The organism is Agrobacterium sp. LEGMi-208b, assembly GCF_059511785.1.
Genome location: NZ_CM183445.1, coordinates 1,872,853 through 1,893,164, shown reverse-complemented (window position 1 = coordinate 1,893,164; position 20,312 = coordinate 1,872,853). Strand labels below are relative to the sequence as shown.

The window sequence follows — 20,312 nt, the reverse complement described above, 5'->3', positions numbered from 1 at the left end:
CGGCTCCCCCACAAACACCGCTTCAAAAGAGACACGCGCAACGTGACCGATACAAAAAAAATCGTGGTGCTCCTCAAGGGCTATCCGCGCCTGTCCGAGACTTTCATCGCCCAGGAACTTCTGGGACTGGAAAAGGCCGGGCTGAAACTCGAACTCATGTCGATGCGCCGTCCGACGGATAAAAAACGCCATCCCGTTCACGATGAAATCCGCGCACCCGTTACCTATTTGCCGGAGTATCTGCACGAGGAACCGCTGCGCGTTCTGAGGGCGGTTTGGGCCTGCCGCAAAAAGCCGGGCTTCACCAAAGCGCTTCGCCAGTTTTTCAGCGATCTGCCGCATGATCTCAGCCGCAACCGCTTCCGCCGTTTTGGCCAGGCTGCGGTGCTCGCGCACGAATGGCCTGAAGATGCCGAATGGCTGCATGTCCATTTCATCCACACGCCCGCCTCAGTCGCCGCCTATACCCACCTCATGACAGGCACGCCCTGGACGATTTCGGCCCATGCCAAGGATATCTGGACCTCCAGCGACCGCGACCTTGCCGCAAAGCTGCAAAGCGCGCGCTGGGCCGTAACCTGCACCGCCGGCGGCTTCCAGCACCTGCAGAGCCTTTCCGGGGCCAGACAGAATGTGCATCTGAGCTACCATGGCCTCGATCTCACCCGTTTCCCGCATTTCGACACGCCGCGCCCGGCAAGAGACGGTTCAGATGCCGATGATCCGGTGAGGATTTTGAGCGTCGGCCGGGCGGTCAAGAAAAAGGGCATCGATATTCTCCTGCGCGCGCTCGCCTCGCTGCCGCAGGATATCCATTGGCGTTTCACCCATATCGGCGGCGGTGACGAACTGGTTGCGCTGAAGAAACTCGCGGACGAACTCGGCATTGCCGACAGGATCGTCTGGACCGGGGCCATGGACCAGAAACAGGTGCTGGAGAACTACCGGGAAGCGGACCTCTTCGCCCTTGCCTGCCGCATCACCAGCGATGGCGACCGCGATGGCCTTCCCAATGTGCTGGTCGAGGCCGCGAGCCAGGCGCTGACCTGCATCTCCACCAATATCTCAGGCATTCCGGAATTCTTCGTCAGTGGTGAAAACGGCCTGCTGACCGAGCCGGAAAATCCGGCCGCCTTTGCAGAAGCACTTCGCGCCGCGATCACCGATCCGCAATTGCGCCAGCGTCTGGGCGCTGCCGCCGAAGACCGCGTCCGAACGGCTTTCGACCATCGCACCAGCATTGCCGAGTTGAAGGCCCTGTTCGAGACCGAGTGGGAAAAAACGCCATGACCGATCCGGAAAAACGCCCCTGCGTCTTCTTCTACGTCCAGCATCTTCTTGGCATCGGCCATATCGCCCGCGCCAGCCGCATTGCCAACGCCCTTCAGGCGGACGGTTTCGATGTCGTGCTGGTGACCGGCGGCACGCCGGTTCCGGGCTTTCCGGGCGAGGGCATCCGCCATGTCGAATTGCCGCCCATTGCCGTCAGCGACGGCAGCTTTGCCGGTCTGGTCGACAGTTCCGGCAAACCGGTGGATGACGACTTCAGGCGGCTTAGGACCGATATGCTGATCGGCGCCTATCACGGTGCCAAACCCGATATCGTTATCATCGAGGCTTTTCCTTTCGGTCGCAGGCAGGTGCGCTTCGAATTATTACCGCTTCTCGATGAGATCGAGGATAGCGAACCGCGCCCGCTCGTGATGACATCATTGCGTGATATCCTGCAGGAAAAGACCAAGCCCGGCAGGGACGAAGAGACCGTGTCCCTGGTGAAGAAACATTTCGACGCAGTGCTCGTGCACGGCGATCCGGATTTCGCCCGGCTGGAAGACACGTTTCCGCTTGCCGGCGAGATCAGCCAGCGCATCGTCTATACCGGCCTCGTCGCTCCCCTTCCGCCGCCGGAACCGGCGGAAAAATTCGATATCGTGGTTTCCGCAGGCGGGGGCGCCGTCGGTGCCGCACTCATTCGGGCCGCTCTTGAGGCGGCCCCTCTCCTTGATGGCATCAGGAACTGGTGCCTCGTGACCGGTCCAAACGTGCCGCAGGCGGATTTCGATGCGATCTCGGCAGAGGCGCCGGACAATGTATCCGTCTTCCGTTTCCGCAAGGATTTCGCAAGTCTGCTCGCCGGCGCACGGCTTTCGGTGTCACAGGCGGGTTACAATACCGTCTGCGATATTCTTCAGGCCAGATGCCGCTCGCTTCTAGTTCCCTTCGCAGCCGGTGGCGAAACAGAGCAAAGCGCCCGCGCCGAACGCCTGACGCGGCTGGGGCTGGCGAATGTGCTGGAGGAGAAGGACATTTCGGCGCAGCCGATGGCCGATGCCATCAAGGCGGCGCTGACCTTGCCGGCACCCGGCACGATCACGCTCGATCTCGACGGCGCGGCCGGAACGGCTAGAGTTCTGCGCCGCCTTTATGATGAGCGGTGAGAATTGTCTTCAAGTCGCGAACCGCCGCCTCATCGGTAACCTTGCGCCCCGCACCGGTGAAACCGAGCTTCGCCACCCTGCTATCCGGATCATAGGATGGTACGGCGGAGCAGGATGCGTGAATCTCCGTGATCGGAAAGCGATCCAGCAAGGTCTGAACACTCTGCGGACGCACACCGGCACCGGGCATGATGACGATCCGGCCTTCGGCAATCTCCGACAGGCGTGCCAGAGCCTCCATCCCCTCAAGCGCCGAACGCGCACCACCGGAGGTGAGAATTCTTGGGAACCCCAACGCGATGGCGGCTTCCAGGCCCTCTTCCATGTCGGGTACGACATCGAACGCCCGGTGCAAGGTCACATCCAGCCCGTCGGCATGACTGAGCAGTTCTTCAAGCAAGCCGATATCGAGCGAACCATCGCCACGTGATGCGCCGAGCACCACGCCGGAAAGGCCGGCGGCACGTGCCGTGTCGATATCGCGTTTCATCACATCCGCTTCGTCACGCGTGAACACGAAATCACCCGCCCGCGGCCTGATCATGACGCTCACCGGCAGCCCACAGGACGCCGCCCGTTGCATGAAACCCGCCGATGGCGTGACACCGCCGCCCGACAGCGCCGCGCAGAGCTCGATGCGGTCGGCGCCGCCATTGACCGCCGCTTCCAGACCGGCGACATCGTCCACGCAAATTTCGAGAATCATCGTAACCTCTTTCATTTGGGTGGCCGTTACCTGCGGCGGCCCTTTCCATCAAGCGCGTAAAGCATATAAACGCCGCCAAGCCCCACGATCGCTCCCAATATGGAAGTCCCCGAATAGGTGGAGACCAGGGTTCCAACGGCAAAAATCAACGCACCCAGACCAGCGCCGAGGAAGATATTGACGGCAATCAGCGAGCTTCCCAGTCCCGGCCGGTCCGCGATCAGTTCCTGCAGATAGGTAATGGGAATGCTGATGATCGCCGCGGCACCCAGCGCACTGATGACCGTCTGCGCGTAGATATGCCACGGCGCGGAAGCAAGCCCCTGCAGGATGAGATAGATGGCATAAAGCCCCGCTCCCGCCGCAAGTGTCAGTGTCTGCGGAACCTTCTTCTCGATCCAGCCCCATAGAAGAATGAAGACGATTTCCAGCGCAGCGACGATACCCGCAACAATACCGATATCCGCCACCGTACCCTTTGCCTGTCCGGTTATGATGAGCGAGCGCACGGAATCGTTGAGGTGCAGCATCGAACAGATGAGCGCAATGGCGATGACCCTGAGAAGCACCCGCCGCGATCCGATTTCCGCAAGCGAAGCGCGCAGGCCGAAACGCGCTTCGGTCTTCGCCGATGCCGGCGTGGCGGCCCGTGGCAGGCAGAAGGCGACAAGCAGAAAGCAGACGAGCGCGCAAATGCCGGAAAACAGGAATGCCATCAGCATATTGCCGGAATTCACCAGAAAAATACCGACAATGCCCGGCACCAGCACCCAGGAAAGCGAGATCGTCGCCCGCATGATCGAATTCACCGCGATCATGTCGCCCGTTGAAAGGTTGCGCGCATCGGCACGCACATGCGCGAAGATCAACGAATTCATCGCCCCGAAAATCGGCAGGAGCACGAGCTTTGCGGCGACAAAGGCGGTGGCGTTGCCAGCCAGATAGACCAGCATATAACCGCTGACACCAAAGAGCGCGATATAGAGCATCGGCTTGCGATATTCACCCAGCCGGTCGGCAACGATGCCCATCAGCACGCTGGCGCTGACATTGATGACGGCGGCAAAAAGCATCAGCAGGGAATAGACGCTGTTGCTGAGACCGATTTCACGAATGCCGATGACCGCCTGATAGGGGGCGGTCGCCGCATTCGAAAATCCGAAGAACAGGATGGCGAGCGCCCCGATGCGGATCGACGGATTGTTGATGACGATGGAAAGAGCCGACGGCATGGATATTCGCCTGAGATGATCCGGCACCGCCGGATCGCTGGATAGGAGCTACCGGACCGCCGTCATCGCCAGCGGGCCGAAAGGATAGGTTTGGGGCTATAGTCGAAATGCGGCTTCCATGGGTAAAAATCGCCGTCCCGGCGGCGATTTGGAAGGTTTTCGATATCCTGATTGATGACCCCTTCCGTCAGCGCCATGAGGTTGGGATTGGCGATCGGCGCAAGCTCCGGTGAAAGATAACCTGATTTGACGACCAGCAGCCGCACGTCCTTTGGATTAAAGCCGAGACGGGTGAAATCGGAAATCATGTGATAAGGCCGGCGCCGAGCCGCCAGAATGACCGTGATGCCGCCGGTGGAGATCACCGCCTGCCGCTGATCGGCCGCACCTGGATCGTCCAGTTTCAGAACCTTGGCTTCGACGGTGACGGAAGGGCTCTGCGGATCGAGACTGCCGCCGATCTTCAGGGAAAGGCGCGCACCTTCGCCGGCTGCAAAACAGGCTTCGACCGCCGGCTTGTCGGTGATGCCGCCCAGCAGCGCACCCTGCCAGTTGCGCGCAATCAGTGCAGCCAAAACATCGGCGCGATCACCAACCCCACCCCCCGTCGGATTGTCGCCCGAGTCGGCGAGGATGACCGGCCGGCTTGCGGTTTTTTCCGCAATATCCAGAATGACCTCAAGCGGCTCGGTCACGGGGCCGAAACGAAAATCCTCCCGGTCATTCCAGTAGGATTGTGCGATCTTGGTCACGACGGCTTGCGCTGCCCCTTTATCCGTTCCCGTCACCACGGCGCAGGCCGTTGCGCGGGGCTCGTCCGCCCAGACGTAACCGATCATGAAATTCGCATCCCATATGCCGGGTCGGGCATCATAGTCAGGCAGAACCGCATAGAGACTTTGGGCCGGTTCGTCTTCCGTGGATGTCTTTTCACCCGGCAGCAGAACGGGAATTTTCGCCCAGGCCACGCCCGGCTTTTCACCGGTTTTCAAGGCCCTCAACAACATCGTCCACGCCCGCACCATCGTCTCGCGCACGTCGATATGCGGCGCCGTTCGATAGCCGGCAAATATATCCAGCTGATCGATGATCGTCTGGCTGACGTTGCCATGCAGATCATAGCTCGCAGAGACCACGACATCCGTTCCGACTACGGCGCGGGCACTGGAAATCCAGTCCCCCTCAGCATCGTCCATACCTTCGACATTCATCGCGCCATGCATGGCAAGGTAAAGTCCGTCGAGCGGCAGACACGCCGTAAGGCGTTCGAGAAACTCCGCCTTGAACGCCTCATAGGTCGCGCGCGACACGGGGCCGCCCGGCACCGCCCGCGCATGCAGAAGCGGCAATACGTCCGCCTCGCCTTCGCCGAGGAAGTTGAAATATTCGGCCTCCCGAAGCTCCGCACCGCGAAAGACGCGGAAATCCTCCTGCCCCATCAGCACCGGAGAATAGGTGCTGCATTCGGTATGGATTCCACCAACGGCAATACGCATGTCGCCCTCCCCTCAATAAACCGGGCTCAGGGGAACGATGGCGGAAAAGCGCAGCCAGTCCTTCTGGGCCTTCGGCGTCCACGCCGCCTCGGCAATGGCCGGTAGCCTCGGGAAAACCAGATGGTTGAAATAGGCACGATTGAGGAAATGTTCAGACCAGATGCAGGCCTGAACGCCCTTCATCCGCTCCTTCAATTCTTCTGGAAAGTCACCGACAGCTTCATAAGCATAGGTGTGCGACGGCGGAACCGTGCCGGCCCAGCTTGCGCCGGGCTCCTGCCAGGCTTCGTCCTGCACCATGTCGAGATAATAGGCCTGACCCGGCGTCATCACCACATCATAACCCTGCTTTGCAAGCTCAAGCCCGACTTCCGGCTTCTGCCATGCCATCAGCAATGTTCCGGCCGGATCGACACCGCCACCATGGGAAACCTCGTCCCAGCCGGCAAGCTGGCGGCCGCGCTCATGCAGCATCGTCTGAATACGTTTCATGAAATAGGACTGAATGCCGAAGGTGCCGTCCAGCCCTTCCTTGTCCATCAGCGCCTTGGCGAGCGGCGAGGCGAGCCACGAGCCATCTGCAACCTCGTCGCCGCCGATATGGATGAGCCGCGACGGGAACAGCTCCACCATCTCATCGAAGATCTTGCCGAGGAATTCATAGGTCGGCTCGATGGCCGGGTTGAGCGCATTATTGGGATATCCCTGCACCGAGCGATAGCTGTCCGGCGCTTCCTGTCCGTCCGTCAGTTCCGGATAGGCAACAAGAGCCGCGGTGCTGTGACCGGGAATATCCACCTCCGGCACGATTTCGACATTCAACGCCGCCGCATGCGCCACGACCAGGCGCACATCATCCTGCGTGTAATAGCCGGAAACCGGTTCCGCACCATTGCCGAGCTGCGGCAGAAGCGGCGCATCCGGACCACGCGTCGCGCCGACGGTGGTCAGCAGCGGATAGGCCTTGATTTCGAGACGCCACGCCTCGTCATCCGTCAGGTGCCAATGGAAGCGGTTCATGCGCAGCCATGCGAGAATATCGATCAGCCGCAGCACATCATCGGTCGGATAAAATTGCCGCGAAACATCCAGATGGCAACCGCGCCAGCTATAACGTGGCGCATCGCTGATCGTGCCGGAGGCCGGGAAACGGAACTTCGGATCGATACGCGCGCCATGCAGCAGCTGCGCCAGAACTGTCAGGCCATATTGCAGGCCGGCAGCGGCCGAATATTCCACGGTGACAGCGTTGTTGGAGAAGGTGATGCGATAACCTTCCGCTTCCAGCCCGCTATGCTGCTTGAAATGCAGCGGTTTTCCCTCATGCACCGGCGCAAGGCTGAAAGGCACATGCCCGACGGCAAAGAGCCTGCGGAACAACGACAACACGGTTTCCACCGCAAGCACTTCCTCCGCTTTGGCGTCTTCCATCGGGAAAAGTGCGACGGGAAAGCCCTCGCCCGGTTCGGCATCGATTTCAGCCGGCCAGGGCTGGATGGCGAAGGGCAGATCGAGCTTGCCTTCGGGAAGCAGCACCGGCGCCGGCTCGCTGTGGCGCCCATCCAGCATCAGGTCACCCACATCCACGGCGCGATGCGTGCCATCGGCAAGGCTGACATAGGCGGATTTTGCGCCATCCGTGCGATGCCGGGCGGGTCTCAACAGGCCATCGACGGTGAAGCGCCAAGATTTGCCCGGCTCCAGCACGAAACCGGACGGAGGGGCAAATTCATGGAAATTGGCGTTGCGGCGCAGATAGATGGCATTGCCGCACACCGGCTTGTCCACCGTCCGTGTCAGCGAGGTATAGACGATGCGAAAATCCTTCAGCGGTTCGCGGGAAAGATTGACCAGCGTGAAGGTGAAGCCGCCGGATGCGGACTCTGCGAGCGGATGCCATGAATTTTCGAGACGATACTGTGCGAGCGCCATGATGCTCCCCTTATTGCGCATTGAACCCGTCAGAGGGTTTCGGTCAGTAATGTTCGGATTGCGAAAAAGTCCGGGCCAGCGGCGCCTGCCCTGCCGTCAGCCCACAATCAACCGGCAGGCACACGCCGCTGATGGCGGCGGCCTGCGGACCAGCGAGAAAAGTAACCGCATTGGCGACATCCTCGGGTCTGACGATGCGCTGCAGCGGATACCAGTGTTTCGCTTCCTCGAAGACCTGAGGATTGGCGGCGGCACGCGCCTCCCATGCCTGCGTGCGCACGGTGCCCGGCGCGACAGCGTTGGAACGAATACCGAATTTGCCGTATTCGACGGCGATCAGCTTGGTCAGATGGATCAGCCCGGCCTTTGCCGCGCTATAGGCCGGATGACCGAACACCGCCATGCCATTGACGGAGGTGATATTGACCACGGAACCCTGGGTGCGCTTCAACGCCTCCTCGAAAGCCCTGAAGCAAAGAAACGGCGCTTCCAGATTGAGCGCATTGTCCTTGCGCCATATCTCAGCGGTCGTGTCATGCAGGCTGACAGCCCGTGCCGCACCGGCATTATTGACGAGGGTGGCAACATCCCCCAGCACGGAAACGTCTGCGGCCAGCCGCGCAAGATCCTGCGGATCGGTGACGTCACAGGTTTTCGCAACGAAACCCGGACCGGAAAGCCTGGAAAGCGCTTCGGACAGGCCGTCGGCATCGATATCGACCAGCACCACCTTCGCGTGGCTTTCAGAAAGTGCCGCAGCAATCGCCCGGCCAATATCCCCTGCCGCACCGGTTACGATGGCGAGCTGGTCTTTCCTGTCCTTCATCACCTTTACAACTCCCTTGAAACTTTCCGACCCACCACAGGGGCCCGCAGGCAAAACTGCCCGTATTTTTTCTCGCCCTCAGTCACCGAGCAATTGCTTGTCATCCGGATCGCGATGCTCCACGAGCTGCTGCTTGATGTGACGCAACGTCACCATCGATCTTTGCCGCTGGTGGTAAGCGGCAAGCGTCGCCAATATGTCGACGGCGGCCAGATAGGCGTAACGGGACGAGGTCGGCCGGAAGATATTGTTTCCTTCGGGCACATTAACCGCCACCACCATATCGGCCGCGGCAGCGACCGGCGTGTCGCTCTGGGTAAGCGCGATGGTGGTGACCCCCATTTCCCGCGCCAGCCGGAAACACTTCACCAGTTCCATGTTGCGGCCGGAAAAGGACGAACCGATAATCACGTCTTCCTTGCGCGCCGCAGCCGTCATCATCAGCTGCATGCTGTGATCGGCACTGGTCGAAACGCGCAAACCCAGCCGGAACAGCCGGTTCTGGATTTCCGAAGCGATCATCGAGGAATTGCCGCCCGCACCGAAGGCGTAGATCATGCCGCTATTGGCGATCCTGACCGCCGCTTCGTCGGCGATCGCGGGATCGAGTGTCTTGTGCAGCAGGAACAGTGCTTCCTGCGCCTTGGCCAACACCTCTTCCGCGACATCGGAAGGCCCGGTGCTGGAAGGTTCTGATGTGAGATACCGGACACCCACATAGGCCGTCTTGGCAAGGCTGACCTTGAAATCCGAAAAGCTCTGGCAACCGAGACGACGGCAGAACCGCGTCACCGTCGGCGGCGAGACTTCTGCGCGGGCTGCAAGCTCGATGATCGACGCATTGACGGCGAATTCAAAGTCCGAAACCAGAATATCGGCGATCCGCCGTTCCGATTGCGAGAACTGCCCCCTGTCTTCCTGTATCCTTGCGAAAATATCCATGCTCACCGGTCTCCGTTCCGCCAAAACTTAACGCTTGGCCCCATTGCCGATGCACCCTAATAAAGCGCGCCCGTCAACCGCATAGACCCATGAATCGACCATGTTTCGTCCCTTTGACGACACGACGGATACCTTTGATTTGAAAATCATTTTCTCTGTTGATTGGAAGATGAGCATATGCCAACAATATTCACCAGAGAAATCTCCAAATCTTGAAAATAATTTCAACAACGGACCCAAACCATGCGTGATCCCTTCAAGAACCCCTTTCCCGAAACCGACACCGCCCGCCATTCCATCTGGGAGATGCTGGTGACGCGCGATATCGACGCTTTCCTTGCGGCCGACTGGTCGAAGGTCGCGGATGATTTCGTAGAGGACGGCTTCCTCGGCATCAACGCCAACCGTGATGCGAACCCGGACAATTGGCGCCTGTCCTTCCCCTCGCTTGAGGCCTATCGCGACGAGTGGCTGCGGCAGGCGAAGGATTTCCAGACCCAGCAATTCGCGGAAGACCCGCGCCATGCGATTTTCACCACCACCACGCTGGAAGAGATCGAAGTGGAAGGCGAAACCGCGCTGGTGCGCAAGAAGTTCGACGGCGGGCTCCGCAAGGCCGACGGCAGCTTCGACGTCATGAAGTGGCAGACCCTCTATTATTGCCGGCTGCATCAGGGCCGCTGGAAGATCAGCGGCTTCACCGGCTACATGCCCAACCCGATGCCGTGATCCAGCAGACGTGTACGACAGCCTTGAACGCCGGGCCGAAAGCCCGGCGTTGTTTTTTCGCCTCGCGACGACGGACGAAAAACGCCGAAAACGGATCGCATCAGGAAAAGCCGGGCATGGAACGACAGAGTGCATGGCCCGGCTCCGTTCCTATTGGATCAGCTTGAGGACTGACAGGTCGACGCGACGATCGAGAGCAATGCCGCTTTCATCGAAGAGATGGCAATCCGATGCCTTGACGCCGGTGACGATCGGCTCATCCACGATAACGGGCGCGGAGCCGGGAAGCAGAGCGCAATAGTTCTCACCCGTCGGCGCGACGCCATAAGCGATGGTATTCACCCCAAGCCGCTCGATCACGCTCGGCGCGACCTTGATGTTGAGATCGGCCGCTTCGAGACCGGTATGTTCCGGGCGAATGCCGAGCGTCAGCTGCTTACCCTCAAGACCGGCACGGGGCTCCACCGGAACAGTGATCGTCTGGCCCTCATAGGCCACCGTCACGCCCTCGGCACTGACCGATTTGCAGGTGACCTTCAGGAAGTTCATTTTCGGATTGCCGATGAAGCCGGCCACAAACAGGTTCGCCGGCTTGTGGTAAAGCTCGAGCGGCGCACCGACCTGGGCGATTTCCCCGGCATTCAGCACCACGATACGATCAGCCATAGTCATGGCTTCCACCTGATCGTGGGTGACGTAGATCATCGTCGCCTTCAGCGTCTTGTGAAGATTGGTCAATTCGATGCGCATATCGGCGCGAAGGGCGGCATCGAGGTTCGAAAGCGGCTCGTCGAACAGGAATATTTTCGGCTCGCGAACGATGGCGCGGCCGATCGCCACGCGCTGGCGCTGGCCACCGGACAGATTGCCGGGCCGCTGCTGCAGGCGCTGGTCTAGCTGGAGGATTTTCGCGACACCCTCAACCTTCTGCCTAATCTTCTCCTCCTCCATCTTCTCGACCCGGAGGGGAAAAGCGATGTTTTCGAAAACCGTCATATGCGGGTAGAGCGCATAGGACTGGAACACCATGGCGATGCCGCGTTTGACCGGCGGCAATTCATTGACCTTCACGCCGTTAATGACGACGTCGCCGGCGGAAATCTCCTCAAGGCCGGCGATCATGCGCAGCAATGTGGATTTACCACATCCCGAAGGGCCGACAAAAACGACGAACTCGCCATCCCTGATGTCGAGCTGAACGCCCTTGATGACTTCGAAATGTCCATAGTTCTTGCGGACGTTGTTGAGATAAAGCTGACCCAAGACTTGCCTCTCCCGTCAGCGGCCGACATCAGGCCACGTTCAGAGATGTTCCGAAACAGGGACAAAACCGCGCCGGATCGGAACCGTTGAAAAATACGGGAGGGAGCGCCAAAAAAGAGCGCAGGCATTCCCGCAGCGAAATTGAGAGGATGCGGGCGGCCTTGCGCCCGCATCCGTGGTCATGAGAAATTATTTGTACTGCTCGAGAGCGGCGGATGCCTTCTTTGCGGCATCTTCCGGTGTTGCCTTGCCGGTAACGACGGACTGCACCATCTCGATCATCGTGTCCTGGAAGCCCTTGTAGTCGGTGAAGAGCGGCTCAGGACCACCATAGGCGATACCCTCGATCAGCGGCTTCCAGAAGGGATCCTTGGCTACGAATTCATCGACCTTGGCTGACGGACGCAGCGGAGTGAGGCCGGCGCCGCCCTGCAGCTCATATTCACCCTGCGGGCCGGGCGAGGTGATGAATTTGGCGAATTCGGTCGCCTTTTCTTCCACGCCGGTTCCCTTGAAGATCGCAAGGCTGTCGGTGATGAGCAGCGTGCCGGGACCCTTGGCTTCAGGGCCGAGCGGCAGGGTGGCGATGCCCCAGTTGATCTTGGTTTCCTGCAGGCGGGTTGCAGCACCCGAGCCCGCCTGGATCATGCCGACCTTGCCATCGAGGAAGATCGCGCGGATTTCGTTCTGCTCGTAGGCGGTCGGGCCTTCGACGGAATAGGGCGTGATGTCCTTGTAAGCCTTCAGCGCTGCAACAACCTGCGGGCTGTCGACGGTGATCTTGTCGCCGTCAATTACCTTGCCATTATTGGTGTAAACCCAATGCATGAACTGGTGCATGGTATTATCGAAGGTCTTGGCGGGCAGGCCATAACCGGCAATGCCGGTCTTTTCCTTGATCTGCTTGGCAAAGGCGATTTCTTCAGCCCAGGTCTTCGGCGGCACTTCCGGGTCGAGGCCGGCCTTCTTGAACAGATCCTTGTTCCAGTAAAGCGCCTTGGTCGAGAAAGCGACCGGCACGCCCCATTGCGTATCCTCGAAGGTGACCGTGTCGACGATGTTGGGGTAATAGCTCTTCTTTTCGTCTTCGGTCATCGGCACCGGAACGATGAGATCGTTCTGCGCGAACTGCTTCAGCGTGCGCGAACCGACATAGGCCATGGCGACCGGTGTGCCGGCAGCGGCGAGCGTCGTGGCCTTGTCCTGGCACTGCTCCCAGCCGACGACCTCAGGCACGACCTTGAAGCCTGCATTCTTGCCTTCCCATTCCTTGATGTATTTTTCATGGATGGGATCCATCTTGTCGCCGCAATAGATCCAGCTGATCTCCTTGTCGGCGGCATGCGCCGCCACCGTGCCAAGGGCGGTGGAACCGGCAAATGCGAAAGCGCAAAGCGCCAATCCGTAATGTTTCAGTGCCATGGTTAGTCTCCCGTTTTGGTAGTCGTTCCGGTTATTGCTTATTTCACCGCGCCGGCGGTCAGCCCGCCGACGAGATATCGTTGCATCAGGAAGATCGCGATCATCGCCGGTGCGATGCCCACGAAGCTCGCTGCCATCAGCTCGTTCCAGACGACCTCCTGCCGGCCGAAATAGGCAAACAGCCCGACCGGCAGCGGCATGTATTCCGTCTTCGAGTTGAAGGTCAGCGCGTAGATGAATTGCTGCGCATAGGCTTCGATGAAGGAGGAAATCGCGACAACAGCAATGCCCGGCGTTGCGATCGGCAAGACCACCCTGCGAAGCGTATAAAGCCGGCTCGCCCCATCCACATAGGCCGCTTCCTCCAGCTCGCGGGGAATGCGGCGCATATAGGTCACGAGAAGCAGGATGCCCGTGGGGATGATGAAAGCGACACCGGGAATGATCATCGCGAAATAACTGTTCAGCACACCGATGGACCGCATCAGCCGGAACAGCGGGATGAGCAGCACCGCGCCGGAGAACATCTTCACCGCCAGGAATATGCCCAGCAACAGGCCGGCTCCCTTGAACTCGAAACGCGCAAAGGCATAGGAGGCGGGTATGACGAGCACAAGCACGATCAGGGTGATCGAACCGGCGATGAAGAACGAATTGAAAATATAAAGCGCGAAGCCCGGTACGCTCACCCACATCGTCCGGTAGGCCTCGAAGGAGCCGTTCTCCGGCCAGAACCTGTAGGGTGAGGAAAACAGCAGGCTGAGCGGCTTCAGCGATACCAGGAAGCCTTCGACGAAAGGCGCCAGCACGAAGGCCAGGAATACGGCGATACCGCAATAGATTCCGACCATTTCATACCAGGTGTAGCGGTTGATCCTCGCATGTCTGTCGGTCATCGTGTGGCCTCCTGCGAGAAACGGCGGGTGATGCGGAAATAGAAGAAGGTGAAGATCGACAGGAAGATGCAGATGAGCACGGCGCGTGCGGCACCTTCACCATATTTATAAGCGCCTATCGCCGTCTTGTAGGTGTCGATGATCATCGTTGTGGTTTCGCCGTTCGGACCGCCACGCGTGAGGATCCAGATGATATCGAAGGAGTTGAACGTCGAAATCAGGGACAGGACCGACATGGTGATCATGGCGGGCAGCATCAGCGGCAGCGTGATGCGACGGAAGCGATAGGCGCGGCTGGCGCCGTCCGTCCACGCCGCTTCGTAAAGGTCCTGCGGAATGGACTGGATTGCAGCCAGCAGATAAAGCGTCACCATCGGCACGCCGATCCACACATCGGTGACGATCGTCGCCCAGAAGGCCGTTCTGCCATAGGCGAGGAACGCGACCGGGCCGTCCACCAGGCCGAGATTCTGCAGCACCCCGGAAATCATGCCGAACTGGCCGTTATACATCCAGCCCCACATGAAAATACCGATAGCCATCGGCACGATCCATGGCGGCATGGTCAGAATGCGAAACACTGCGCGACCGGGAACGGCGGAGTTCAGCAGCACGGCACCAAATGTGCCGATGATCATCTTTATCGAGACGGAAAAGAACGTCCAGACAAAAGTCCGCGTGATGACATCGGCAAAAGTCGCGTTGAAAATCTTCTCGTAATTGATGAAACCGACCCAATTCGTCACTTTTTTAAGCGACGCATCGGTAAACGACAGAATGAATGTATCGACGAGCGGATAGGCGACGATCAGTGTGATGTAGAAGAGCGCCGGCAGAAGAAGAAACCAGGCGAAGATGACTGCGCTGCGTTTTGCATCCATCGCGCAGTCCCCCTCAAGCCGATTTCACGGCGGGGGATTTCGGCTGACCGTGCAGCGCCAGATCATACTCCTCCCACACCGGTTTAAGATCGACCACCTTGCGGCCATGGCGCGCTTCATCCATGGCAAGCGCCAGAATGCCGGCCTCGATCGCGTCGAGCGCGGAAACCGGCAAGGGCGCGCCCTTGACGATATGGGCGATCACATCCTCGGCCATCTGCTCATCCGCGCCATAATGCTGCGAGAGCGTGGTCGCCGCCGAATAGGTCTTGGCGACCGTCTTTTCATTGGTACGGGCATTGTGAACGTTCAGGAAACCTCGCACGAAATCACCCTCCGCCATTCCCTTAGCACCGATGACGCAGAAGCGGCGGAAATCATCGGGGACGTTGAGATTGGTATGGAAGGCAAGCGACGCGCCGTTTTCATATTCGACGATCGCCGTCTGGTAATCGATGATGTCGCCGTCGCTGTCGAACACCTTGTCGGAGCCCATCCAGCCGCTCGGCTTGCGGTGATAGACTTCCATGTCGTTGATGCCGTCATTCTGCGGCGCGTTCGCGGGCGTGAAGCTCTTGCGACCGCCGAAGCTCGACACGAAACGCGGCCGCGCGCCGACCACGCCATTATAGAGATCGAGATCGTGGCAGCATTTTTCCAGCATGAAGGAGCCGGAATAATTCTCGTAACGCCGCCAGTCACGCATGAAGAATGCGCCGTGATAGGGCGGGATATGCTCCGAGGCCTCGATGGAAACAACATCGCCCAGCTTGCCTTCGGCCTGCGCGGCGCGCAGATCGCGGTAAAGCGGCGAATAACGCAGGACCAGACCAACAAGCAGCCGCTCATGGCCGTGCTTGTTGAGCAGCCGGGCGAGTTCGAGGCTTTCCTCGATGCTGACGACGATGGGTTTTTCCGAGAAGATGGTGCAACCGGCCTCAAGGCCGATGCGGATATGCTCCAGATGCATGTGGTTCGGCGAGCCGATCATCAGGAGATCGAATTTTTCACCGGCGATCAGCGCTTCCGGGCTGTCATAAACCTTGCCGGCCGAAATGCCCTTTTCCTGCAAACCCGGCAGACCTGCCGGATGAGGGTCGACATAACCGACGATCTCGAAATCCTTGTCGATCTCATGAAAAACGTAGCCCAGATAACCGAGACGGAATCCGAGTCCGATAATTCCCACCTTCATGAACTTTGTTCCCTGTTCATTCGTAATTCATTTTCGCAGAAGCAACCATTTCTGTGCTGGCCGTCCAGTTATCTGCGATAATTTCCCGTCACGATGAAATTAATTTTCACGACGGTCAAGCTAAATTCGATTTCGCAAACGCTGTCGCGAATTGGAAACCGATTTTCCCGGCGCGACGGATGCGAAACAGATCGCCGCCGACCACCGACGCAAAAAACAATACCAAAAAAATGCCAATCGTCCAGAGCAATTCCGCTATCGAGAAAATTTTTTTGGTTAATGCGAAAATATAAAGCACTGAGCCTCATTATTCGGCAAAATATCGAAAAAACCACCGATTAATCGTACAAATATAGTAATGGTTCTATTTTGGTATTGCCGATTGTGTGGCATATGATATAGCCAGAGCCGGCCATATCGCCGACCACATGGATCGTGACAGAGGTTATGGATGAACGGGGCAGCGCTTAATCTGGACGACCTGCAATCAGGCGGCGGCCCGCTTTACCTGAAACTGCGCCAGACGATTGAAGACGCCATCAATGGCGGCCGCCTGAAGCACGGCGACGCCTTGCCGCCGGAGCGCGATATCGCCGAAAGCGCCTGCGTCAGCCGCGTCACGGTGCGCAAGGCGGTGGACGATCTCGTCCGCGACGGCCTTCTCGTTCGCCGGCACGGTTCGGGTACTTTCGTCGTCAAGCCCATCACCCGTATGCAGCAGCCCCTGACCAAGCTCACCTCGTTTACCGAGGACATGCGCCGGCGCGGCATGACGGCAAGCACCCGCTGGCTGGACAGAGGCCTGTTCCACCCGACCGGCGACGAGATGATGGCGCTCGGCCTTTCCCAATCGGCCATGGTCGCGCGGCTCACGCGTCTGCGTCTTGCCAATGACCAGCCTATCGCACTCGAAGTCACCAGCCTGCCCGGCGATATTCTGCCTGACCCGCAACTGGTGGAAAACTCGCTGTATCTGGAGCTTGAGAAAAACGGCATTCGCCCCGTGCGTGCCATTCAGCGCATCTCCGCCCGCAATCTCACGGATGAGGAAACATTGCTGCTTGGCGTTGCGCCAGGCTCGGCAGCGCTTTCCGTGCAGCGCATGGCCTATCTGGAAAGCGGGCGCCTCATGGAAATATCCCGCGCGCTGTACCGCAGCGACGCCTATGACCTCGTCGCCGAACTGACGATGGGCCCCGAGTGACAACCTTGATCAAGGACACGAAACGATGACAACCCTGATGCGCCAGGAAATCGATGAGATTCCCGATGCAGTCGCCCGCCTGCTGGACAATGCCAATGCCGACTTCCACGAAGCCGGAGGCAGGCTGAAGGCCCGTGATCCGGTCGTTATCGTCACCATTGCGCGCGGCTCCTCCGACCACGCCGCGCATTTTCTGAAATATGCCATCGAATTGCAGACCGGGCTTCCTGTCGCTTCGCTCGGCCCCTCGCTCGCCTCGATCTACCAGACGAAGCTGCGGCTGGACCGGGCGGCGGCCTTTGCCGTCTCGCAATCCGGCAAAAGCCCTGACATCGTCGCCCTGGCGGAAAGCGCTCGCAAAGGCGGCGCACTCACCTTCTCGCTGGTCAACACCCTGCCCTCCCCACTCGGCGAGGCAGCCAATCACGCCATCAACATCCAGGCCGGTCCTGAAAAAGCGGTGGCCGCAACCAAATCTTTCGTCAACTCCATCGTCGCTGGCCTCGCAATCCTTGCCGAATGGACGGAAGACAGCCTGCTTGCCAAGGCCGTCAGCGCCCTGCCGCAAAATTTCGCCAAGGCCATCGCGCTCGACTGGAGCCAGATCGGCGAAGCGGTCAAGGGCGAAGAATCGCTTTATATGCTGGGCCGCGGCCCCGCTTTAGCCATTGCCGCGGAAGCCGCCCTCAAATGCAAGGAAACCTGCGAACTCCACGCGGAGGCCTATTCCTCGGCGGAAGTGATGCACGGCCCGGTTTCCCTGGTCGCGCCGAAGTTTCCCGTGATCGCTTTTGCCGCGCGTGACCGCGCCGAAACCTCCGTGACTGAGATCGCGGCCGGTCTCGCCGGCAAGGGCGCAAGCGTTTTTGTTACCTCCGCGAAGGGCAACCCGGCCAAGCCTCTGCCCTTCGTGGAAACCAATCACCCTTTGACCGATGCTTTGTTGCTGATCGCGCCGTTTTACGGCTTCATCGAGCAATTGTCGCGCGCACGCGGCTTCAATCCGGATGCACCCGTGGCATTGAAGAAGGTGACGGAAACCCAATGAGCAGCAAGGCATTTGTCGGCGCCCGCATTTTCGATGGCGTCGCGTGGCACGATGGCAAAGCGCTCGTGACCGGTGATGGCCACGTTGTCGACATCATCGACCGCGTATCCGTGCCCGCAGACGCCGAAATCATCGACACGGAAGGACTGCTGATTGCACCGGGTTTCATCGACCTTCAGGTCAATGGCGGCGGCGGCGTGATGTTCAACAATGCGCCGGATGTGGACGGTATTGCCCGCATCTGCTCGGCCCATGCGCAATTCGGCACCACTGCACTGATGGTCACCCTCATCACCGACCGGCCGGACATCACCTCCAAAGCCGCCGAAGCCGGCATCGCCGCACACAAGGCAGGGGTGCCCGGCTTTCTCGGCCTGCATTTCGAAGGACCGCATCTTTCGGTCACACGCAAGGGCACACACGATCCGGCGTTGATCCGAAAGATGGAAACGGCCGATCTTGCGGTGCTGACGGCCTGCAAGGCGAAGCTTCCTTTCGTGCTGACAACCATCGCCCCGGAAAACGTAACCGAGGAGCAGGTCGCAGCGCTGCGCAAAGCCGGCATCGTCGTTAGCCTCGGCCATACCGATGTGGGCCTCAGCGTCGCGACGGCTTATGTCGAGGCCGGCGCGTCCATGGTGACGCATCTCTTCAACGCCATGAGCCCGCTCGGCCACCGTGAACCGGGACTGGTGGGCGCGGCACTTTCGAACGGCAAGCTGGATTGCGGGCTGATCGCCGATGGTTTCCATGTCGATCCCGCAGCGATCGGCATTGCGCTTCGCGCCAAGAATGGTCCCGGCCGCATTTTCCTCGTCACCGACGCCATGTCCACCATCGGTACGGATGACGACGGTTTCGAACTGAACGGCAGGCGTGTCTATCGCAACGGCGGCCGGCTGACGCTTGAAGACGGCACGCTGGCGGGGGCGGATATCGATATGCTCTCCTGCATCCGCTTCATGCATGAAAAGCTGGACACACCGCTGGAAGAGGCCTTGAGAATGGCCTCCGCCTATCCTGCCCAGGCGGTCGGCGCTTCCGGCAAAGGTAAGCTCCTGCCCGGTTTCGATGCGGATTTCGTCATGCTGACACCCGATCTTCAGATGCATTCGACATGGATATCAGGAGAAAAAATCCACGATGCCGCACGTTCCGGAGCCTGAATCATGATCGTTTGTTTCGATATAGGCGGAACGACCATCAAGGGCGCGATTGCCTACGCTCCCGACGATATTCGGCCCGTGCCGCGTATCCCGACGCCCAAGACCAGTTTTGAAGACTTCGCCGCCGGCCTGAAATCGGTCATCGATAATAGCGGTGGCACACCCGGTTGCGTGTCGCTGTCGATTGCCGGCGTCATCGATCCCGACACCGGCAAGGCCACTGTCGCCAATATTCAGAGCATCCATGGCAGGGTATTGAAGGACGAGCTGGAAAAGGCGCTGAACCTTCCCGTCATCGTATCCAACGATGCGGATTGCTTTGTGATCGCCGAATCGGAAATCGGTTCCGGGCGGGGCCACCGCGTGGTTTTCGGCGTCATCCTCGGAACGGGTGTCGGCGGCGGGCTGGTGATCGACGGCAAGCTCATCAACAGCGATGGCGGTTTCGCCGGAGAATGGGGGCACGGGCCGGTGGCCGCGACATTGGCCGGAAATCCGCCGGTCTCATTGCCGCGTTTCGAATGCGGTTGCGGCCTTGCCGGCTGCGTCGATGCGATCGGCAGCGCCCGCGGCATGGAAAAACTGCATTCGCATCTTCACCAGCGGGAGATGACCAGCGAAGATATTATTGCGGCCTGGCAGGCGGGCGATGCGAAGGCCGCAAGGACCATTGATGTCCTCATCGATATTCTCGCCTCGCCTCTGGCGATGGTGATCAATGTCACCGGCGCAACCATCGTGCCGGTCGGCGGTGGACTTTCGAATTCGAAGGCGCTTCTCGCCGCTCTGGACGAGGTGGTGAGGAGCCGCATTCTGAGACGCTTCGACCGCCCTCTCGTCGTGCCCGCCATCTGCCGCATCGAGCCGGGGCTGATCGGTTCCGCCGTCATCGGGCTGAAATATGAGAAAGAAGCCGCCGGCACCGCCTGAGCGGCA

Annotated in this window: 19 protein-coding genes; 7 read left to right on the top strand and 12 right to left on the bottom strand. The window is 59.6% G+C overall.

Going from position 1 to position 20,312, the window contains the following annotated elements:
• Nucleotides 1–42: 42 nt before the first annotated feature.
• On the top strand, nucleotides 43–1,290 hold the full coding sequence (locus AC5YUO_RS09220) for a glycosyltransferase (protein WP_496153071.1): 1,248 nt from the start codon (nucleotides 43–45) through the stop codon (nucleotides 1,288–1,290).
• Nucleotides 1,287–2,438, top strand: coding sequence for a glycosyltransferase family protein (locus AC5YUO_RS09215; RefSeq protein WP_496153070.1), 1,152 nt, complete (start codon nucleotides 1,287–1,289; stop codon nucleotides 2,436–2,438). Before AC5YUO_RS09220 ends, AC5YUO_RS09215 begins: the two co-directional genes overlap by 4 nt.
• Here AC5YUO_RS09215 and AC5YUO_RS09210 read toward each other — a convergent pair.
• The 6 genes from AC5YUO_RS09210 to AC5YUO_RS09185 form a co-directional block, all read right to left on the bottom strand.
• Nucleotides 2,404–3,144, bottom strand: a complete 741-nt coding sequence (locus tag AC5YUO_RS09210) for a copper homeostasis protein CutC (protein ID WP_496153069.1) — start codon at nucleotides 3,142–3,144, stop codon at nucleotides 2,404–2,406. The two genes, AC5YUO_RS09215 and AC5YUO_RS09210, sit on opposite strands and share 35 nt — an antisense overlap.
• A 26-nt stretch (nucleotides 3,145–3,170) precedes the next feature.
• A complete protein-coding gene (locus AC5YUO_RS09205) occupies nucleotides 3,171–4,376 on the bottom strand; it encodes an MFS transporter (protein WP_400817040.1) in 1,206 nt (401 codons plus the stop codon).
• A 62-nt stretch (nucleotides 4,377–4,438) separates the two neighbouring features.
• Entirely contained in the window at nucleotides 4,439–5,872 is a 1,434-nt protein-coding gene (locus tag AC5YUO_RS09200) for a M81 family metallopeptidase (protein ID WP_496153068.1), read from the bottom strand.
• A 12-nt stretch (nucleotides 5,873–5,884) separates the two neighbouring features.
• Nucleotides 5,885–7,804, bottom strand: coding sequence for a beta-N-acetylhexosaminidase (locus AC5YUO_RS09195; RefSeq protein ID WP_496153067.1), 1,920 nt, complete (start codon nucleotides 7,802–7,804; stop codon nucleotides 5,885–5,887).
• A 43-nt stretch (nucleotides 7,805–7,847) separates the two neighbouring features.
• On the bottom strand, nucleotides 7,848–8,630 hold the full coding sequence (locus AC5YUO_RS09190) for an SDR family oxidoreductase (RefSeq protein ID WP_496153066.1): 783 nt from the start codon (nucleotides 8,628–8,630) through the stop codon (nucleotides 7,848–7,850).
• Nucleotides 8,631–8,708: 78 nt separating this feature from the next.
• Complete coding sequence (locus tag AC5YUO_RS09185) at nucleotides 8,709–9,572, bottom strand: MurR/RpiR family transcriptional regulator (protein ID WP_496153065.1); 864 nt, start codon at nucleotides 9,570–9,572, stop codon at nucleotides 8,709–8,711.
• Between the two features lie 243 nt (nucleotides 9,573–9,815).
• On the opposite strand from AC5YUO_RS09185, the gene AC5YUO_RS09180 reads away from it, so the two are divergent.
• A complete protein-coding gene (locus AC5YUO_RS09180; protein ID WP_269347004.1) occupies nucleotides 9,816–10,301 on the top strand; it encodes a hypothetical protein in 486 nt (161 codons plus the stop codon).
• Nucleotides 10,302–10,451: 150 nt separating this feature from the next.
• On the opposite strand, the gene AC5YUO_RS09175 is transcribed toward AC5YUO_RS09180, so the two are convergent.
• The 6 genes from AC5YUO_RS09175 to AC5YUO_RS09150 form a co-directional block, all read right to left on the bottom strand.
• Complete coding sequence (locus tag AC5YUO_RS09175) at nucleotides 10,452–11,564, bottom strand: ABC transporter ATP-binding protein (RefSeq protein WP_400817052.1); 1,113 nt, start codon at nucleotides 11,562–11,564, stop codon at nucleotides 10,452–10,454.
• Between the two features lie 189 nt (nucleotides 11,565–11,753).
• Nucleotides 11,754–12,986, bottom strand: coding sequence for an ABC transporter substrate-binding protein (locus AC5YUO_RS09170; RefSeq protein WP_496153064.1), 1,233 nt, complete (start codon nucleotides 12,984–12,986; stop codon nucleotides 11,754–11,756).
• Nucleotides 12,987–13,024: 38 nt separating this feature from the next.
• Complete coding sequence (locus tag AC5YUO_RS09165; RefSeq protein ID WP_400817056.1) at nucleotides 13,025–13,882, bottom strand: carbohydrate ABC transporter permease; 858 nt, start codon at nucleotides 13,880–13,882, stop codon at nucleotides 13,025–13,027.
• Complete coding sequence (locus AC5YUO_RS09160) at nucleotides 13,879–14,763, bottom strand: carbohydrate ABC transporter permease (RefSeq protein ID WP_496153063.1); 885 nt, start codon at nucleotides 14,761–14,763, stop codon at nucleotides 13,879–13,881. The genes AC5YUO_RS09165 and AC5YUO_RS09160 overlap by 4 nt, the downstream gene beginning before the upstream one ends.
• Nucleotides 14,764–14,776: 13 nt before the next feature.
• Entirely contained in the window at nucleotides 14,777–15,958 is a 1,182-nt protein-coding gene (locus AC5YUO_RS09155) for a Gfo/Idh/MocA family protein (protein WP_496153062.1), read from the bottom strand.
• Between the two features lie 115 nt (nucleotides 15,959–16,073).
• Nucleotides 16,074–16,256, bottom strand: coding sequence for a hypothetical protein (locus AC5YUO_RS09150; RefSeq protein WP_496153061.1), 183 nt, complete (start codon nucleotides 16,254–16,256; stop codon nucleotides 16,074–16,076).
• 153 nt (nucleotides 16,257–16,409) lie between these two features.
• Here AC5YUO_RS09150 and AC5YUO_RS09145 point away from each other — a divergent pair, with 153 nt between their 5' ends.
• From AC5YUO_RS09145 to AC5YUO_RS09130, 4 genes are read left to right on the top strand one after another with little or no spacing between them, the layout of a single operon-like run.
• On the top strand, nucleotides 16,410–17,162 hold the full coding sequence (locus AC5YUO_RS09145; RefSeq protein WP_496153060.1) for a GntR family transcriptional regulator: 753 nt from the start codon (nucleotides 16,410–16,412) through the stop codon (nucleotides 17,160–17,162).
• Nucleotides 17,163–17,187: 25 nt separating this feature from the next.
• Entirely contained in the window at nucleotides 17,188–18,210 is a 1,023-nt protein-coding gene (locus AC5YUO_RS09140; protein ID WP_496153059.1) for an SIS domain-containing protein, read from the top strand.
• The gene (gene nagA / locus AC5YUO_RS09135; RefSeq protein WP_496153058.1) at nucleotides 18,207–19,376 is read left to right on the top strand and encodes an N-acetylglucosamine-6-phosphate deacetylase; all 1,170 of its coding nucleotides are present in this window, start codon (nucleotides 18,207–18,209) and stop codon (nucleotides 19,374–19,376) included. Before AC5YUO_RS09140 ends, nagA begins: the two co-directional genes overlap by 4 nt.
• A gap of 3 nt (nucleotides 19,377–19,379) precedes the next feature.
• Complete coding sequence (locus AC5YUO_RS09130; protein WP_496153057.1) at nucleotides 19,380–20,306, top strand: ROK family protein; 927 nt, start codon at nucleotides 19,380–19,382, stop codon at nucleotides 20,304–20,306.
• Nucleotides 20,307–20,312 lie beyond the last annotated feature (6 nt).

Coding starts and splice junctions, on each gene's coding strand:
- AC5YUO_RS09180 (WP_269347004.1), top strand. CDS start 9,816: ATGCGTGATCCCTTCAAGAACCCCTTTCCCGAAACCGACACCGCCCGC.
- nagA (WP_496153058.1), top strand. CDS start 18,207: ATGAGCAGCAAGGCATTTGTCGGCGCCCGCATTTTCGATGGCGTCGCG.
- AC5YUO_RS09210 (WP_496153069.1), bottom strand. CDS start 3,144: ATGATTCTCGAAATTTGCGTGGACGATGTCGCCGGTCTGGAAGCGGCG.
- AC5YUO_RS09130 (WP_496153057.1), top strand. CDS start 19,380: ATGATCGTTTGTTTCGATATAGGCGGAACGACCATCAAGGGCGCGATT.
- AC5YUO_RS09160 (WP_496153063.1), bottom strand. CDS start 14,763: ATGGATGCAAAACGCAGCGCAGTCATCTTCGCCTGGTTTCTTCTTCTG.
- AC5YUO_RS09145 (WP_496153060.1), top strand. CDS start 16,410: ATGAACGGGGCAGCGCTTAATCTGGACGACCTGCAATCAGGCGGCGGC.
- AC5YUO_RS09170 (WP_496153064.1), bottom strand. CDS start 12,986: ATGGCACTGAAACATTACGGATTGGCGCTTTGCGCTTTCGCATTTGCC.
- AC5YUO_RS09140 (WP_496153059.1), top strand. CDS start 17,188: ATGACAACCCTGATGCGCCAGGAAATCGATGAGATTCCCGATGCAGTC.
- AC5YUO_RS09185 (WP_496153065.1), bottom strand. CDS start 9,572: ATGGATATTTTCGCAAGGATACAGGAAGACAGGGGGCAGTTCTCGCAA.
- AC5YUO_RS09190 (WP_496153066.1), bottom strand. CDS start 8,630: ATGAAGGACAGGAAAGACCAGCTCGCCATCGTAACCGGTGCGGCAGGG.
- AC5YUO_RS09155 (WP_496153062.1), bottom strand. CDS start 15,958: ATGAAGGTGGGAATTATCGGACTCGGATTCCGTCTCGGTTATCTGGGC.
- AC5YUO_RS09195 (WP_496153067.1), bottom strand. CDS start 7,804: ATGGCGCTCGCACAGTATCGTCTCGAAAATTCATGGCATCCGCTCGCA.
- AC5YUO_RS09205 (WP_400817040.1), bottom strand. CDS start 4,376: ATGCCGTCGGCTCTTTCCATCGTCATCAACAATCCGTCGATCCGCATC.
- AC5YUO_RS09200 (WP_496153068.1), bottom strand. CDS start 5,872: ATGCGTATTGCCGTTGGTGGAATCCATACCGAATGCAGCACCTATTCT.
- AC5YUO_RS09215 (WP_496153070.1), top strand. CDS start 1,287: ATGACCGATCCGGAAAAACGCCCCTGCGTCTTCTTCTACGTCCAGCAT.
- AC5YUO_RS09165 (WP_400817056.1), bottom strand. CDS start 13,882: ATGACCGACAGACATGCGAGGATCAACCGCTACACCTGGTATGAAATG.